The sequence below is a fragment of the Curtobacterium sp. MCLR17_007 genome (assembly GCF_003234655.2).
Taxonomy (GTDB): domain Bacteria; phylum Actinomycetota; class Actinomycetes; order Actinomycetales; family Microbacteriaceae; genus Curtobacterium.
This window is the reverse complement of sequence record NZ_CP126271.1, coordinates 168,444-185,324: the sequence shown is the minus strand read 5'-3', so window position 1 is coordinate 185,324 and position 16,881 is coordinate 168,444. Positions and strand designations below refer to the sequence as shown.

Annotated in this window: 14 protein-coding genes and 1 tRNA gene; 5 read left to right on the top strand and 10 right to left on the bottom strand. The window is 64.6% G+C overall.

Annotated elements, in window-relative coordinates:
• Positions 1 to 78 precede the first annotated feature (78 nt).
• Positions 79 to 480, bottom strand: coding sequence for a hypothetical protein (locus DEJ13_RS00950; RefSeq protein ID WP_146245253.1), 402 nt, complete (start codon positions 478 to 480; stop codon positions 79 to 81).
• Between the two features lie 724 nt (positions 481 to 1,204).
• A complete protein-coding gene (locus tag DEJ13_RS00945) occupies positions 1,205 to 2,005 on the bottom strand; it encodes an SDR family NAD(P)-dependent oxidoreductase (protein WP_284158126.1) in 801 nt (266 codons plus the stop codon).
• A gap of 306 nt (positions 2,006 to 2,311) precedes the next feature.
• Between DEJ13_RS00945 and DEJ13_RS00940 the strand changes: the two genes are divergently transcribed.
• Entirely contained in the window at positions 2,312 to 3,778 is a 1,467-nt protein-coding gene (locus DEJ13_RS00940; RefSeq protein ID WP_284158125.1) for an MFS transporter, read from the top strand.
• A 202-nt stretch (positions 3,779 to 3,980) separates the two neighbouring features.
• Entirely contained in the window at positions 3,981 to 4,823 is an 843-nt protein-coding gene (locus tag DEJ13_RS00935) for a DNA-3-methyladenine glycosylase family protein (protein ID WP_111108228.1), read from the top strand.
• Positions 4,824 to 4,883: 60 nt separating this feature from the next.
• Here DEJ13_RS00935 and DEJ13_RS00930 read toward each other — a convergent pair whose 3' ends face one another.
• From DEJ13_RS00930 to DEJ13_RS00920, 3 genes are all read right to left on the bottom strand, one after another.
• Positions 4,884 to 5,525: a nuclease-related domain-containing protein gene (locus DEJ13_RS00930; RefSeq protein ID WP_111108229.1), complete on the bottom strand. Its 642-nt coding sequence runs from the start codon at positions 5,523 to 5,525 to the stop codon at positions 4,884 to 4,886.
• Positions 5,526 to 6,497: 972 nt separating this feature from the next.
• Positions 6,498 to 7,385, bottom strand: coding sequence for a metallophosphoesterase (locus DEJ13_RS00925; protein WP_181437160.1), 888 nt, complete (start codon positions 7,383 to 7,385; stop codon positions 6,498 to 6,500).
• A gap of 191 nt (positions 7,386 to 7,576) precedes the next feature.
• Positions 7,577 to 8,524, bottom strand: a complete 948-nt coding sequence (locus tag DEJ13_RS00920; protein WP_146245338.1) for a hypothetical protein — start codon at positions 8,522 to 8,524, stop codon at positions 7,577 to 7,579.
• 309 nt (positions 8,525 to 8,833) lie between these two features.
• On the opposite strand from DEJ13_RS00920, the gene DEJ13_RS00915 reads away from it, so the two are divergent.
• Entirely contained in the window at positions 8,834 to 9,892 is a 1,059-nt protein-coding gene (locus tag DEJ13_RS00915; protein ID WP_146245339.1) for a hypothetical protein, read from the top strand.
• A 90-nt stretch (positions 9,893 to 9,982) separates the two neighbouring features.
• Positions 9,983 to 10,327, top strand: a complete 345-nt coding sequence (locus DEJ13_RS00910; RefSeq protein WP_111108234.1) for a histone-like nucleoid-structuring protein Lsr2 — start codon at positions 9,983 to 9,985, stop codon at positions 10,325 to 10,327.
• 138 nt (positions 10,328 to 10,465) lie between these two features.
• Here the strand turns inward: DEJ13_RS00910 and qatD are convergent, their stop codons facing one another.
• From qatD to DEJ13_RS00885, 5 genes are all read right to left on the bottom strand, one after another.
• The gene (qatD, locus tag DEJ13_RS00905; protein WP_111108235.1) at positions 10,466 to 11,197 is read right to left on the bottom strand and encodes a Qat anti-phage system TatD family nuclease QatD; all 732 of its coding nucleotides are present in this window, start codon (positions 11,195 to 11,197) and stop codon (positions 10,466 to 10,468) included.
• Positions 11,194 to 12,462, bottom strand: a complete 1,269-nt coding sequence (qatC, locus tag DEJ13_RS00900) for a Qat anti-phage system QueC-like protein QatC (protein ID WP_111108236.1) — start codon at positions 12,460 to 12,462, stop codon at positions 11,194 to 11,196. Before qatC ends, qatD begins: the two co-directional genes overlap by 4 nt.
• On the bottom strand, positions 12,459 to 13,283 hold the full coding sequence (gene qatB / locus DEJ13_RS00895) for a Qat anti-phage system associated protein QatB (protein WP_111108237.1): 825 nt from the start codon (positions 13,281 to 13,283) through the stop codon (positions 12,459 to 12,461). Before qatB ends, qatC begins: the two co-directional genes overlap by 4 nt.
• Positions 13,270 to 15,129 (bottom strand): KAP family P-loop NTPase fold protein, encoded by a 1,860-nt coding sequence (locus DEJ13_RS00890; protein WP_111108238.1) that lies wholly within the window; start codon positions 15,127 to 15,129, stop codon positions 13,270 to 13,272. The genes qatB and DEJ13_RS00890 overlap by 14 nt, the downstream gene beginning before the upstream one ends.
• Positions 15,130 to 15,659: 530 nt before the next feature.
• Positions 15,660 to 15,749, bottom strand: a tRNA-Ser gene (locus DEJ13_RS00885).
• Positions 15,750 to 15,891: 142 nt separating this feature from the next.
• Here DEJ13_RS00885 and DEJ13_RS00880 point away from each other — a divergent pair.
• Positions 15,892 to 16,878, top strand: coding sequence for an SGNH/GDSL hydrolase family protein (locus tag DEJ13_RS00880; protein WP_111108207.1), 987 nt, complete (start codon positions 15,892 to 15,894; stop codon positions 16,876 to 16,878).
• The last annotated feature ends 3 nt before the right edge of the window (positions 16,879 to 16,881 follow it).

The following is a 16,881-nucleotide window of genomic DNA, read 5'->3' as shown; positions in this document are numbered from 1 at the left end:
CTTCGCCCGGTAGCCGATCGGCCAGCGAGACGTGAGCACGCAAGTCGATGCCTGCCTCCGGCAGCCTGACTGAGCAGTTCAGTTCGGCTGTGCTGCAAAGTGGACGACGGTCGCAGCGAGAGCGAACAGGGCGACGATGGTGAGGATCGCTGCTACTCCAGTGGCCCACGCGCGACGACGGGTGCGTCGGCGGCGCTCAGCAACCGACGCCCACAGCGCGATGCTGACGACAGCCGCGATCGGGAAGCCGACATAGGCAATCGATCCGGCGGAGTAGTTGCACCCTCCGCCCCCGCACGCGTCGAAGGCGAACATCGACAGCAGGACGCCGAACCAGCCGACAACGAGCAACGGCAGGCTCAGACCGAACAACGTCAGGGTGACTGCAAGATCCTTCCAACCCGGCGGAGTCTGGGTCGAAAGCCTGCGGCGGCCAGGAGGCCCAAGCGGAAAGAGGTCGTCGTTGTCGTGCTGCCTCATGGCGACAGTGTGCCGGACCTCATGCCCTGACGCTCGCCTCAAGCCGTCTCGGTAGCCGATCCGCTTGCGAAACTATCCGCGTCACCGAGCGCGTCGTTAGCCAAGCAAAGTCAGCGCGTTGAAGAACGCTCCGACCGCACCGAAGAGGCCAGCGAGGAGCGCGGGCAACGCTCCGACGGCACCAATCGCGAACGTCGTCCACCCGAGAACTCGCACCCAAGTCACGCCTCGGCTGTTCCGCGCGGTGCTGAGCCCAGCGCAAAGCGCGGTAGCAGCTGCTGGCACGGCGAGCACAAGCACAGTACCCACGAAGAACTCAGCAAGGGCAACTTGGGCGGGTGGATCTTAAAGGATCGGCGGGTTGTTCAGGGTGTCGAGGTGAGCTTGGTAAGCGGCCTCGAGAGGAGCGTAGTGCGCTTGAGCTACCCAGAAGAGCAGCACCCACGCGGCAACGACTGCAAGTCCTGTGACCGCATGTCGGTCGTGTTGATGACGCACGGCGCTCCCCATGACTAGCCACCCTGCTACCCGGTCTCGTGCCTGTGCATCGGTCGGAGGTACGAACTCTGGACGCCACTCCTCGGTCACCCCGTCCGCTAGCCGATCGTCTATCGAGACGTCCAAGAAAACACCGGGCGGCGCCTGTGATCTGGTCGGCCCATGGCCGAGCCCGCACCGGTCGCTCGGTTGAACGACGCGGGTGAGGGGCCTGTTCTCGATTGCCCTAGTGCCGATCGGCCGATGGGCGGACGGCGAGGTTGGAGGTGGTGTGCCCTCCGTCGACAGCCAGCGTCTGCCCGGTGATGAACGCGGCGGCCGAGCTCAGCAGGAACACCACCGCGTCGCCGACCTCGGCGCCGGTCCCAGTGCGGCCCAGGGGAACCGTTGCTCGGTACGTCTCGAACAAGACGCCGTCGCTGTGGGCGAGTTCGGTCGCCTCGGTGCGGGTCAGACCGGGCCGGACACCGTTCACACGGATGTTGCGGGGGCCGAGCTCCGCTGCCAAGGCGCGAGTGGCCGCATCGAGTGCTCCCTTCGCCGCCGCGTAGAGCGCCGTTGCCGGGCTACCGACAGCAGACAATGTGGACGAGACGTTGACGATGCTCCCGCCTTCACGCATCACCAGCGCGGCCGCGCCGGCAAGCAGCAGCGGTGCGCGGACGTCGAGTGACATCGTCAGGTCGATGTCACTCGCGCTGATTCGCTCGATCGGTGCGAAGTGCGCGGTGCCCGCGTTGTTGACCAACCCGTCGATCCGTCCATGGCGTTCCAGGGTCTGTGCGAGGACCTCGGTCGGCGCCGCCGGGTCGTTCAGGTCTGCCTGGATCCAGCTGGCAGCCTGCCCCAGCGTCGCGGCGTGCTCACGCAGTGCCTGACCGTTGCGGCCGACGAGGACGACTCGGGCTCCTGCTGCCGCGCAGCGGGCGCTGATCGCTGCGCCGAGGCCCTTGGAGCCTCCGGTGATGATGACGACCCGGTCGGTCAGGGCAGAGGTGGTGGACGGGAGTTGGGTGTGCATGCTCATGGCTGCTTCCTGTGCTTGGAACGCACGCCAGCCACCTCTCGCGACGTCATTCGACGCAGAGTCAACGGGGCTGGATGCGAGGGTTTCCAGCCCCGGACCGCCCGAGCAGGGCGACCGCTTCACGAAGGTGAACGAGTCGATCGTAGCGCTGACGAGGCGGTCCGCAGGTCGGGCGACCGGCCGGGGTGTGGGGTACCCTGATGGTCTGACCGATTCCGATCGGTGTGGTCGACCTGCTGTTCCAGCGCAGTCGATCCGAGGCTGAAAACCTCCGGCATTCCCAATCGAAGCCCGGAGGTTTTTTCCATGGCCATGTCGTCGCGGACCGCGCCCAGCACATCCGCATCTCCCAAGCGTTGGTGGGCGCTCGTCGTCCTCGCGCTCACCCAACTCGTCGTGGTGCTCGACGGCACCATCGTCACCATCGCCCTGCCGCAGGCGCAGCAGGAACTCGGCCTCAGCGACCTCGAACGCCAGTGGGTCGTGACTGCCTACGCCCTCGCGTTCGGTGCCCTCCTGCTCTTGGGCGGTCGGGTCGCGGACTACTGGGGTCGCAAGCGCACCTTCTTGGTCGGGATGCTCGGTTTCGGTGCGGCTTCCGCGTTCGGCGGCCTCGCCCAGAACGGCACCGAACTGATCGTGGCCCGAGGCCTCCAGGGCGTCTTCGCAGCCCTGCTCGCCCCGGCTGCTCTGGCTCTGCTGACCGTGACCTTCCCGAGCGGGCGGGAGCGGAACACCGCCTTCGCGGTCTTCGGAGCGGTCGCGGGCGCTGGTGCGGCCGTGGGACTCGTGCTCGGCGGTGTGCTCACCGAGTTCGCCGACTGGCGTTGGTGCTTGCTCGTGAACGTGTTCTTCGTGGTCGTGGGACTCGTCGGCGGGATGCTGCTGGTGACGGAGTCCCAGACCGCGGGCAACAACCGTTACGACCTGATCGGGGCCGTCACGGTCACGCTCGGGCTGGGTTCGCTGGTGTACGGGTTCAGCCTCGCCGAGCAGGGCTGGGGCCAGATCCAGACGGTCGGGTTCCTCGCCCTGGGTGCCGGTCTGCTGGTGCTCTTCGTGGTCATCGAGAGCCGTGTGGCGCAGCCGTTGCTGCCGCTCCGGGTCGTCGCCGACTCGGTTCGCGGTGGCGCGTTCCTGGTCCAGATGATCGTCGGCAGCGTGATGATCGGGGCCATGCTCTACGTCTCGTTCCACCTGCAGATCGTGCTCGGGATGGACCCGCTGCTCGCCGGCCTGGCGACGCTGCCGATCACGCTCAGCATCATGGTCATGGTGCCGGTGGCGACGAAGCTGTTGTCCACCATCGGCCCGCGTCCCATGATGATCGGCGGACCGCTGGTCTCCGCCGTCGGCCTCGCCTACCTCAGCCGTGTCACTGCCGATGGCTCGTACCTGGTGCAGGTGCTGCCGGCGTTGATCGTGCTGGGTCTTGGCATGGCGTTCGTCTTCGTCCCGCTGCAGAACCTTGCGCTGACGGGTGTCGAGCCGCACGACGCCGGCGCTGCCTCGGCCACGCTGAACTCGGCGTTGCAGATCGGTGGGTCGATCGGGCTGTCGGTCTTCACCGCCCTCTACGCCGCACGCGTGGCCGACTTCGGCGCCGGCGGGTCACAACTTGACGCGTTTACCAGCGGGTACTCCGTCGCGTTCCTCGCTGCGGCGATCGGACTGGTGCTCGCGTCGATCATCGCGGCCGTGTTCATCCGTGGTTCGAAGTCAGAGCTGCTACCCCAGGGGCCCGACACCGAGGCAGCGGTGTCGGTGCACTGACCGATCTGCCATTTTTGCCGGGCACTCGCACGACTCAACGCACCGCCGAGAGATGGCTGTTCCTCTCGAGAAGACGGAAGTGAACGATATGAACATCCTCGAACTCGATGCGTCACCATTCGTGGTCATGGCCGGACACTCCGGTTGCACGGCCACCGCCCCCTACGGCGTCGCCGTCAGGTCGAGCGACGGGGCCTGATCGATGTCTCGACTCGAGACCCTCCACGAGGTCATCGGGCCCTGGTCCCTCGCCATCACCAGACAATTCTGGGAGGGTTTCGCCCCCGGCAAGCTCGCGTCACAGACGTTGTCCCAGGGCATTCAGACCACCTTCTTGTGCGACACGGACTGGCAGCGGGTGGACGCCGTCGTCACCCAAGACGGGCCGTCCGTCCGCATCGTGGTCGAGGGCACCGGGGACCTGGATGCAGCGACCGACCAGGTCCGTCGACTGCTGTCAATCGACATCGACGGGCGCGGCTGGTCCGACGTCGCGGCGCGCGATGAGGTCATCGCGGATGCGCAAGCGCAGCTCCGCGGGTTCCGACCGTGCGGCTTCTTCTCGCCCTACGAGGCGGCCGTGTGGTCGGTGCTGTCGCGCCGCCTGCAGACCCGGCAGGCAGCGGCCATCAAGACGCGGCTCACGCAGCAGCTCGGCGACGACGGAGCCTTTCCGACGCCGGCCACCCTGCTCGCGACGACGCTCACGTTGCCGGACCGCAAGGCGGAGTACCTGCGGGCGATCGCCGAAGCCGCTCTCGACGGCCAGCTCACCGGCTCGCACCTCCGCTCGTTGCAGCCGGCCAACGCGTTCGACCAGGTACAGAGCATCCTCGGAATGGGGCCGTTCTCAGCCGAGCTCGTAGTGATCCGCGGCGCGAACTTCCCCGACGTCCTGCCGCGCCACGAGGGCAAGCTGAGCGACGAAATCCCGAGACGCTACGGAACCGATCGCTCGATCGACGAGATCACCGAGGCGTGGAAGCCGTTTCGCTCCTGGGCCGCGGTGCACCTGCGCGCGCTGCGAGCTGCAGAGGGTAGATGATCCTTCCGCGTGACCGCATCGGGCTCGTCTACCGGGACGCGATCACGCCACATAGCGAAGTCAGAAGGATGACACAGAGCGAAGCGGCTCACAGCAGCGACTTCGGTCGCGGGAACTGACGAGCTTCTTCGGCCACAGCACCTCAACGCCACGAATGCGGAACGAGCCGCCGAACATCGGCCAGTCGGCGTCGACGAAGCAGAGCGCACCGGTCACGGGGACGGCGCCCACCTGCTGGCCGAGCATCTCCCTCACGAGCGACACCTGACGGAGCACCCCGTCGACGAGCTTCGTGCGGTCACCGCCGACGATGAGCTTCTCGACGCGTGGTCGGAACAGACCGCCCTCGACGCGCAACTCGGGCCGCTTGTCCTGGTACCGCTTGGCATCGACGACCCAGACGCCGGCGCGGGTGACGACGATGTGGTCGATGTTCGCCTTGGCCCGCGGAATGCGGCGGTCGTGCAGCACGATGATCCGGTCCGAGGCGATCGCCTCGAGGTGAGCTCCAACCTTCGACTCCCCCGTCGCGCCGGACTTCCACGCCGTCGTGCTCTGGCGCTCCGACGACAGGGCCACCGCGATGCTGCCGATGCGTCCACTCCCCCACGTCTCCCGGACCTTCGCCTCGTCCTTCGCCCGCCGGCGCTCGTACTCACGCTGCGCCGACGTGCCGGCCGCGTTCCCCTCGTGCGTATCCATGCGTCCATCCAGTCAGAGTCGCGACCGCGGCACGAACCCCCATCTCGGGGCGCGAACGCGGATGGATCGGCTTGTCGTTATAACGGCACTCGACGCGGACGGGACACTGGGGTGAGACCCCTGATCGGAAGAGGACACGATGGCCAGCACGGAGAGCACGGTCCGTACGTCCGAGCGCAAGCGAATCTCGACCCGAAGGTCGACACGTCCGTACTCGATTGGTGGGAGCGTCAGCACGACGCAGGTATGTCGATACGAGTCCTCATCCGCCGTGAAATCGAGCGGAATGGCTACTCTGACGTGGTCCACGGCCGCGTCGAACAACGGCTCCGCGACGGCGAAGCCTGAAACGCGCACACGCGCAGCCACTGGCAACCGCTCGAGCACGCCCGTTGAGGATGACCCGGAACGTGACCGCCACCAAATGACCCCACGGTTTGGGGTCAATCTCGACCGCGCGCCACCAAATGACCCCACGGTTCCGGGCTCAATTCCGACCGCGCGCCACCAATGGCCCCACGGTTCGGGGCTCAGTCTCCACCGCCCGCCACCAAATGATCCCACGCTTCCTGGCTCAATCTCGACCCCGCGCCACCGAATGACACCACGCTTCCTGGCTCAATCTTGAAACCGCGCCATCAAATGACCCCAGGACCCTCACCGGCCTGCGTTCCCGGCTGGACGAGGGATGGGTATGGCTCCTGTCGTCGCTGGCGTTTGGGCTGATCCACGGCGCTCATGCTCTTGCCGAGCAGGATCTGGGTCGATGAGCTTCCGGGGGTTCAGCGCTGTCCCCCTTCGGAACCGGCCTTTATGTCCTCCGCCGCGTCGCGGGCACCCTCATCGGAGCGATGCTCCTGCACGGCTTCTACAACTTTTCCGTGCTCGCCACGGGCTATGCAAGCCGCGTCATTCGCGAAACGCGGCTGGCTCGAGCTTCTCGTCTCGCGGATGCGGATGCGGCTCTCGAAGTCAGCGGCGCCGGTGAGGCAGCGAATCGCCCTTCCCTGCGGGGGTGCGGTCACGTCGGAGGCCAGGCGGCAGGGCAGGCCGTAGGTCGACCTCGAGCTGATCGACGTGGACGATGCCGACACTGTGGGCGGTGCGGTTGCGGTCCAGGATCACGCTCCGGACCGTGGCGCTTTCGCCGCCGTGTGGTTGGAGCCGCACGGTGGTGTCGAGGTAGTGGTGGTAGTGCCCGGATAGGACAAGTTTCGGGCGGACTTGGTGGACACTGCGGTGGAACATGGCTTGGCCGGTTGCGGCGTAGGCGAGGCCGTCGGGAGTCCAGGCTCGTCGTTGTCTTGCCGTGTGCCGCTTGTGTGCTTTGCTGATGGGTGCGTCGTGGCCGAGAAGGATGTCCACCGGACCCGATCCGAGCATCTCAAGGTCGTGTTCGGTGATCTGTTCCTCCGGGTGCCAGGTAGCGACGTGTCCTGACACCGACGGGTTACGGCGGCCGCGGTTGATGCTGTTGGCGCCGCCGAGGCTTGCAACGACTGTGCTGACAGCGGTTGTTCCGTGCCATCCGCGCGGGAGCCAGATGATCCGCCGTGAGAGCCTCCGGTACCCCCATTCGTCCACCGGGAACAAGCGCTGCAGTGCTGGGTACCCCTCGTGGTTCCCGCCCGTGACGTACAAGAACATGTCCCGGGACTCGAGCTGCATCGTGAGCAGCCGGAGCCGGTCGAGCTCGTGCCGGCTGCCAGTGGAGAGGAAGCCGAAGTCGCCAAGCACATGAATCTGCCGAATGCCGGCACGGTGAAGGTTCCGGATTGCGAGCTTGATCCACTGCAGGTCTGCGTGGGGATCACCCAGTACCCCGATGCGCTCATCAACACGCTGATGCCGGTCAACCATCGGAGACTCGGGCGTCGTGGATGCGGTGGAGGCGACAGGAGGTGGCCCACCTGATCCTCGACGCCGTGATGCAGACGACAGGCACATGGGCCGTCGAAGCGATCGCCGTCGACGAGGCTCGCATCGGGTCGCGTCCGTATCTCAACGGTCCGGCCGGCGAAGTGCGCCAGCACGCTGCCGCCCGACATGCTTCATCCAAATCGGAAGGCTCCTGCTTGACGGGCGAGGCGGATCACGTCGTCGGCTCGTGCGGTTCGTAGCGTGGCTGCGGGGGTGAGGCCGTCGAGGTCATCGCTCGGAGCGTTCAGCCAGACGGCGTCGCCCCATGGGTCGACCTGAGTCGGATCAAGCCCCGCGAGCACCTCGTGCAGTCGAGGGAGGGGCCGGCCCACTGCATTGAATTGGAACGCGGGGAAGAGGCGGAAGCCGTCCGCAGTCACAACGGCGATCAGTCCTCCGCTTCGAACCTGCGCGTCAACTGCCTCGCTACTGATGTGAAACGAGTCCCGTAGGCCAGCGGCGTCATAGAACGGCCCGATCCGGTCAAAGAGCGTGTTCAGGCCTGAGTCGGAGGGGAACTGCGCGGCACCCAGGTCGCTAGGCGCCGAAGTGACGGACTTCGCTAGGCGTCCATCTTCCGACTGGGGATCCTCGGGACGGCGAGCCGAGCGCACGGGCTTCCGGACGTCGCCGCGTTCGACCCCTCCCATCGGATCGACGCCCAGTTGCGCAATCGCAGCCTGGTAGCCCGCGCCTGGCTGCCCATCCAGATCCGCGAGGTATGCACCGGCATCGACGAGTGCGTCAACGAAGGCAACCGCTTCGTCGCCGCTCATCCGTCCCTCGGCGACCCACCGCGCGACTTCACGGGCATACGGATCGATGACGGCGATCCCCTCAGCGCCATGGGCGGCATCCGCTAGCGCGATCGCTCGCGTGGCTGTTGCGTCGTCGGCGTTGTTAGGGCGGCTGGTTCTGATGTGGTCCCGCGTCAGCGCCATCGCTTCAGACGGACGCAGCGACCCGGAGTGGATCGCTTCCAGAAGGCCGACCAGCACCGGATCGGTGACCTGCGGCCCTGCCGTTCGAGGAGCCTTGCCCTCCCACGACTCGGAGTCTGAGGGGCTGGCCGGTGGCATGCCCCTCACGTCCGACGCCGTATCCGAAGCAGGTCGAGCAGCGGCTGCACGTCCTGGCCTGCGGTAATCCAGTCGACGGGCGTCGCCGGCCGGCCGCCGATAAACGTGTCTGGGTGCGGCGTGATCATGCAACCGAGGGACGGCGACCGCCGACGAGCCCACCCAATACCGAGCTGCCGCCGCATGAACCGCAGGCGGAGTTCGTCTATCAACATCCCTCGAGGATGCCCGCCCAGTTCTCCACCGCGGACACCGTAGGGCGGCTCCGCTCTCGCGAAGCGCTCTCTGGAGCAGAGCGACCTGCAATTTATGCTCGTCAACGAGCATTGTCTGATATTCCTGCGAATCATCCGGGAATCGAGGGGCGCGTACGTGATTGGGCAGGTTGAGAAACCTGAGGCTGACCTCGAGCGTGAGGTTCGGGCTTTGCACGTCGCGCTCCCGTCGCTATGTCGAAAGCGGGAAACATTGCCAAATCTCCTCGTATACGAACGAGAATTCGTAATCCGCGCTCCGTTCAACCTCTCGACGTTGCGCGCCTTGCCAACAGGTGCAACGATCTGGTCCGTGAATACGGAAACGTTGAGCGAATTAACCGGCATGACGGAACAGCGAGCGAGCGAGCTCCTGCACGCGGACTCGAAACTCATGACGCCGTCCACGGAACAGTGGGTCTTCGAGAGCGCCATCTTCGACCGCCTGTGGACGATCGCATCCGGCCACACCCCCGGGAGCACCGAGCACTCCATCCAGTACGTCGAACCCGGCCAGCAAGTCTTGATCATCCATCCGGGCACAGGACTCGACATCCCAAAGCTCGCTGCGTCGCTTACCCCTCAATTCGACGACGGCACCTGGCGGAACGGCATCCCCGCTTTACGGTTCGGGCCGAGTAACCGGGGCGTCGTCTTGTTCCGGGAGGGCATCGACGCAGCCGTCATCCTTGCAGGAGTGTCGCATCATGACTGGAGCGATGCGGTCAGGGCGCTCGATACCGGCACACCGGGTAGCTACTACTCGAAGGGTGGCCGCGTGACCGCGGAGGAAGCGGCATGGGTCCCCGTCGAAGCGAGGTACCGCACCCGGTACGGAAGCATCCTGATACGTCACATCGGAGCGATATACGCCTTGCCCCACATGGGAATCCACGTCTACTCCAAGTCGCCCGGAATCGTGCTCGAGATCTTTCAGCACGAACGGAGCAGCGAAGCCGAGTACGGGTTCGTCCGAGCGATGGAACGGGCGAGCCTCGTGCTGATTCGTTCTCACGCCACCCCGGACGAGATTGCCTTCACATTTCAGCACCAAGACGAGGAAGGCCCTCTACTGGTCCGCCTCGCTCTGCGACCGCTGGTCTTCCCAGGCTGAAAAAGGAGCCACAACCGCTACTGGTCGGACAGGGACGAGCATCAGTCTGCGACAGTAGACGAACACTCCCTACTGAAAGGCGGCGTTCCCATGGCGCAGAAAGTCACCACGCACCTCGTCGATGACCTCACCGGCGACACCATTGAAGACGACAAGGGCCGTACCGTCACCTTCGGTTTCGACAGCAGCAACTACGAGATCGACCTGACTGACGACAACGCTGACGCGCTCCGCGAAGCGTTCTCTGACTACGTTGCCGCCGCTCGCAAGGTGAGCGGCCGGTCCGGGCGGACCAGCAGCGGCAGCGCGCCCAAGCGCGGGAACTCGGACGAGCTCGCGAAGATCCGCGAGTGGGCCAACGCGAACGGCCACGAGGTCTCCTCGCGCGGCCGAATCGGCCAGGTCGTCCGCAACGCGTACGACGCCGCACACTGACGCCACTCCCCACGCAAAACAGCCGGCCACCCAGACGGGTGGCCGGCTGTTCTCGTTGCTGCCGATTTGAAGCTCTTATGTTCGATCTGCCGCGACGTCATCCCCTCCGCCTCCAGCCCGCCGGATACGGAACGGTTCCTAATTTGAAGTTGCGAGCACACGTCGTTCGTTCTCGCGAACGACGAGACGCGCGTCGGTCAGAGGAAGGCCCCAAAAGTGCGACAGCTCTTCAAGACAGTCCTGAATGTCCGTCGGAATCAGAGACCTGCCGTTGATCCGAGTAAACGGTCCGTCAGTCTCGAGCAGGATCCGATCGCGAGGAATCGTGCTCAAGAGGCTGCGGCCCTTTGCTCCCCTGAGCATCGCAGGACCAACACTGAAGTAGTGACCTGCTTCTGACGCCCGCCGCGCCTCACCAGCTGTCCCGGAAAACCAGTGCAAAATCACCAGACCGGGAGGCAGAACCTCAAGTTCATCGAGGACAGCGCTGGCAGCCCGCCTGCTGTGAACGGTCACCGTCTTTCCCCCCGCCTCGCGGGCACTCCGCAAAATGTGTCGAAAGACGCGTAGTTGAGCGTCCCGTGTTGCGCGGAGATCGGGAGATCCGTCGAGTCCTACCTCCCCGACGAAGTCAGTTTCGACGAGATATCGATCGAACTGCCACAGTTCATGTTCGCGCTCTTCGGCCAGTTGAGGGTGCAAGCCTAGAGCTGTTCGAACGTGAGGATACTTACTACCCAGTTCTGCTGTTCCCGGCCAAGCAGAGGGCGTCGTGGTGACCGATACGATCCCCACATTTCGTTCGAACGCAGCTGTGGCGACAGGGTCGGGGTTCGGATAGAGGTCTAGATGGCAATGAAAGTCGATCATCTGATCCTATAAGCATCATGAAGTGCTCCAAGCTCGAGCATGCCGCGTTTGAGCATCGCCGCGACCGGCGCGGGGTCAGCGAAGGCGGATGAACTGAGCGTCGGCCCAACCCAGCGATCAAATCCAGCCTCTTCGATCTCGAGGCGAGCGATTGCGACCGATCTCACGTCGTCGAAGCCAGCGTGTTCGGAGTCTAGCTTGCCGATTTCGTGGAAGTAGTACCGCGTTGGATCATCGTGGCCCCAAGTAAGAAACGAGGCTCGTCTGATCTGGCATGGGACGCAGCGCCCGCAGTGCGTGTAGTTGAACCTCTGGAATCGTCCGCAACTCGTCGACACATGGGCCAGTGCCTCGAGTCTCGATTGATCCGAGCACTCCTGCATCATCTCGCCCTTCGTCTTGAGAAGGTAAGGGTTGATGATTTGAAGGTTGAGCCCGACGTTCCGAAGGATTCGCTCGATGGCGTTCAGGAACTCTGGCCGGGCGGTGCGAGTACTGAGGCTGCTGATCCGCGACGTAGTGAGCGGAGGATTGATAGCAATAAATCCGTTCTCGCACATATAGATCGGAACGGTCTCGCCCGCCCGATATCGGTCGGTGCAGGTCGCGGCAACAATGGCGTACGCGAGAAAGATCAGTGATCGCGCGCGCTGAGATGTCTCCTTTACCGATCGTTCAGTACTGGCGTTATGATTGAGCGGCAGGTGCTCGATTCCCAGCTCACGCGCAAAACGTTCTTGTTTCTCGGCATCCCCACGCACGACATGGCTCGTTGCGAGCAGCTTCGAGCCCAAGTCGGTCAGGTCGATCGCACCGATGAGAGAGTCTAGGCCACCTGAAAGTAGGGCCACCGCGTCGACGTCGTAACGGTACGGCTCGAGAGGAACGTCGATCGCGTCCCCTCCATCCCGGACGGACAGCGACCACCTGTCCGTGGTCAGGAATCCCAGCGCACGGTTAAGGCCTAGAAGTTGCGAGGCCCAGGCCTCTGGCTCTCTGACGGCGATGTCGATCGCGATCTCGCGCGTCCATCCATCTGGGCTATCCCCTCGACGGCTGATGCCGTCAGCAGTGATCACGGACAACGCGATAGCAAGAAAGTCCCAGGCGGCGGGGTCTGGTGCGAGACCGCGGTGTTGCACTGATTCACGTATTGCCTTGCCAGCGGTAGCCCCGGCATCTAGGTCCGGCACGGCGAAGAGAGAGATTGGGATTGCATCGCCAAGGTTCTGCAGCGACGTCGCCGGTCCACTTTGGAATCTCATGACGTGTAGTCCTCAAATACTGTAAAAGCCTCACGCAGCGCATCCCGAACGAGCACCGACACGCCGTTGGAGTCCACCGGTCTCCCCTTGGCTCGTACGGCGCGGAAGGCTGCGGCGATCTCCTGTTGGATGAACTCCCGAACTTGGCGTGCGCGGCGAGCTGCGGTTACTGCGTCAGGCGCCTTGTCCCGGATCGTTTTCCCGACATCGAGCAGGAAACGATTTGTGACGTCGAGCGCGGTATACCGCTCAATGACGAAGTCGCGCTGCGCATCTGAGAGTGCGATGAGGTCGGCGTCGGGGAATCTGCCGAGTAAGTCGCTCAGGGCGGTGTGCACAGAGAACCGGGCAGCCTCGGTGTCCTGAGTGCCGTCGGTTGGCGCGACCGCCTCGACGACTGCGTTGAGGATCGCGTCCGCGTTCCCACTGTTGGCGATGATCCTGTCACGGAGAGCAGCGGCGTCGCCACCCGGTGCGGAGCCTAGAAGCGACGAAAGCCTGCCAGCTGTGCGAGCCGTGCCAGACAGTCGGCGCGTGAGCGTTCTGCTGCCGCCGTACCCGGAAGTTACGTAGTGAGAAAGGGAGCGGCGAAGCGCGTCTGTGTCCCCTGAGCGCGCGAAGCGCGTCGCGTTGCTTCGAGTTGCACGAAAACGAGCAGGTGCCGCCTTCGGGTCAGCTGCTGGTGGTTCCGGTGCCGACTGGCCCTCATCAGCCGCGGGGTCGCCGATGACCGGTGGTGCATCGTCCCGCGGCGGGTCGGCCCACGGCGGCACGAGCGAAACGCCTGCACCTGGACCGGTGCTGCTCTTAGACGTTCCCACGTTCCGTCCTCTGCTTGATCGCCCGCTTCACAGGCGCGTCGATTTCGTCGGAGGCGTTCCATGCTCCGAACACCACTTTTGCCCAGGGGTATTGCGCGATTCTCGGGACGATGCCCGGGCTGATCTGCGCAGCTGGTCGCCCTCCCAGGAACCCCGCGAGGATCTGACCCTGGCCTTCCGGATCGACCTCAGCTATAGCCAAGCAGGCATCGAGCACGGGTGGCGTTCCCCATGAGGTTTCCTGACGGGCCTTTGCCAAGAGGCGCTCCATAATGATCGACAGTTCCGGCCGCGGAAGAGCGGCGAGATTGTCGGTAAGAAGCGCAGCACCACCTGGCTCCTCAATAAGGGCTGTCAGGAGTTCAGCAGCTTCCGACGAGAGACGGTCTTCACCTGTGATCAATGGTGCATTCTCTCGCCCCACATACAGGGCGCCACGGAGGTCCTCGTCGGCAAGTGGCGGTGCGAGGCCGATCCAGTCCGCCACAAACGGGCCTGCCCAGGGACCATCGAGGTCCAGTGATTCGCCTGCGGCTGCGGCCACTTCCCACTCCCCAAGACCCCTGGGCTTGCCGTCACCCTCGGCGTTCACCGCGGCCGTCAATGCGGCGTACGCCTGAGGAGTAGCGAGCCGCTCGAAGAGAAGCAGCTTCGCAAGTACTTGCTCATCAACATCGATACCTTGGGCCTTCGCAATCGACAATCGAATATCCAAAGCGTTGAGGAACCGCTTGATTAGGCGGGGGTTGCCTGCGATCCCCTTTGCGGATGTCATAACAGGAGCAAGCCGCTCGGCTGTATTGAGTTGAAGAACTAACGGCGCAGGAAGCTCGACTCCCTGATCACGAATAAAGGCGCGATTGACACTCTTGCCGCGCCATGATTCTTTGAGTCGGCCGGCCAACGCAGCCCTGAGGCGATCCTTTTCGTCATCACTGAGGGAGCTATTCTCGATGAAAAGCATCATCATATATGCGCGCACTTCTTGTGTGCCAAGCGCGGGCACGCGAATCGGAATCTGAATAAGCTTGTCGAAATAGTTTGTAACGAGCGACTCGTCCGTAAGATCGCCAAAGTGCTTGCGAACCGCGTGTTTGATCATGCCATCGTCGGCAGCGATAACGAATGCAGTCCGGCGGAGGAAGAGGAACAACCGTATCGCTTCAAGGGTCGAGATAGCGGTGTCAGGCAAGCATCGATCTAGGTCGTCGACGAGAAGCACGAGGGTGACCCCCATTTCCTCTAGCGCTTCCTCGAAGGATTCCCGCAGCCTTTCAATCTGCCTCGGCGGTGAGGAGTCCTCCTTAGGGTCAAGCAGGACACGGCCCGCGGCTGCGGCTGCCTTTGCAGCAGTGACGGCGCTTTTCAGGGTCTGTTCGTCAGCGTCACCATCCTTGATGTCGTCGATAATTGCCGCGACTTCCCCTCCCAGCCCAACCGGAGGCAAGCCCAGCGCAGCAGCTACAGCGGGAACCGCGACTATCTTGGCGAGCCGAAGCCATTTGATGCGCTTCAGGAAGTCTTTGGCTTTATCCAGTCCGGTTTCTCGAGCCGTCGCTTCTTGAATCAGCCGTTCAGCGATGGTTTCAAGGAGCGCGGTCCGTGCGTCGTCGTATCCTTGGTACAACCAGGCGTTGAACTCGATGAAAACGAAGTCGTCTGAGCCAGCTCGCTGCTTCAGCGCTGCCTGCGTCAGTTTGATCATTGATGACTTGCCGACACCCCAGGAACCTGAAACGCCGATCGAGACGGGACGCGTGTCGGCATCGATGACGATCTGCGCGATGGACTCGGCGACGCCGCCGAAATTGAGGAAGTCTTTATCGGTTTCGTTGTCTGACCACACGCAGCTGTCTCCCTTGCCCAGTCTTTCTAGCGCGATACGCGACTCATACTCACAGATGAGAGCCAGAACCTCCACAGGCGCTCCGTTCGAGGCTGAGAGTCGCCGGTCGGCAGGACGGCGGCGCCCGCGATCGTCGCATCTTCGTATCGTCGCCGGGACGATGCTTTTGTGGGGTACGCCACACAGCTACGGTCGCGACGTGCCGAGCACACGCTGTTTCAGGGCCCCTCTCGACACCTTGCCGCACATGTGGGCACTGCTAAGGACGCTGTGCCACGCGAGCCGGTGGTGGCGTTCGATTCGACCCGCAGCAGGAGGGGCACAAGCGAGCGCCTCCGCTCACCACCCCCGCTCGTGCAACTGGCGAGTAGATCTGGGCACCAGCCTGGGAGGAACCCGCCGAACTGACCTGCCGAGGGCAGGCGGTCGCGGGGGCGCACTTTGAAGCAGGGCACCAAGGAAGTGCACCAGAGATGCACCAGGGACGCTCCGCAAAAGTAGAAAACCCCCGCGTGAACGGGGGTTTTCGATGGCGGTACCGGTGGGATTTGAACCCACGGTGGAGTTGCCCCCACACATGTTTTCGAGACATGATCCTTCGGCCGCTCGGACACGGTACCGGGATCGAGGGTACACGATCCGGGAGGCCCCTCGCGACACCGCGGGCTGCCCGCCCTCCACAGATGGTCGGCCCCAGGGCCCGTCCCCCACCCCCAGCATCTGCTCTGATCCGACGAGTCCCGCGGGCGTACCGTCCTCGTCATGAAGTCCCGCACCCTCATCGCACTGCTCTCCTCGATCGGCGGCGGCCTCGTGGTCGCCGGTGGCGCGGCCATCGGCGCCCGGGCCGGCGTCAAGGGACAGCGCGCCGCCTCACAACGCGTCGTCGAGATGCTCCCGACCCACGCCGAGTGGTGGCGCGAGCGACTCCACCACGAGGGACAGCTGACGTACCTGGCGATCGGCGACTCCGCAGCCCAGGGCGTCGGCGCGACGGTACCGTCACGGGGCTACGTGGGGCTGCTCGCACGTCGCATCAAGCACCGCTCCCGCACCACCGTCCGCGTCGCGAACCTCAGCGTGTCCGGAGCGACGACCTGGGGCGCGAAGAAGGACCAGCTCCCGAAACTCCGGAACTTCACGCCCGACGTCTGCACGGTGTCGATCGGCGCGAACGACATCGCCGACTTCCACCCGGACAAGTTCGAGCGCAACATCCGGGCGATCTACGCCGCCGTGCCCTCGCACGCGGTCGTCGCCGAACTGCCGTGCATGTTCTCGCCGGACCGTGAGCGCAAGGTCGCTGTCGCGAACGAGATCATCCACCGCGTCGCGGACGAACTCGGGCTGACGGTCGCCCCGCTGCACGCGATCACCAAGCGCGTCGGCATCCGGCGCACGTTCTTCAACACCTACGGCGACCTGTTCCACCCGAACGACCGTGGCTACGAGATCTGGGCGAGCGCCTTCGAGCCCGCGATCGACGCCCGCGTCGACACCGTGGCCGCGATCCGGCATTACCTGTCGGCACGCGAGGCCGAGGACCTCGGGCGTGAAGCCGGAGCCGTCGCGAACGCGCGCGCCGAGCAGGACACGGCAGACGTGGACGAGCTCGAGCACGCGCACCGCCCGAACCGCATCGACCGCCTGCGCGACCGCGTGACGGGGTCGATCCCTGCCGTCGGGGCGCAGGACACCCGCGCCGACGGGTCGCAGGAGCGGTCGGTTGATGTCGGCGGCGACGCCTAACCT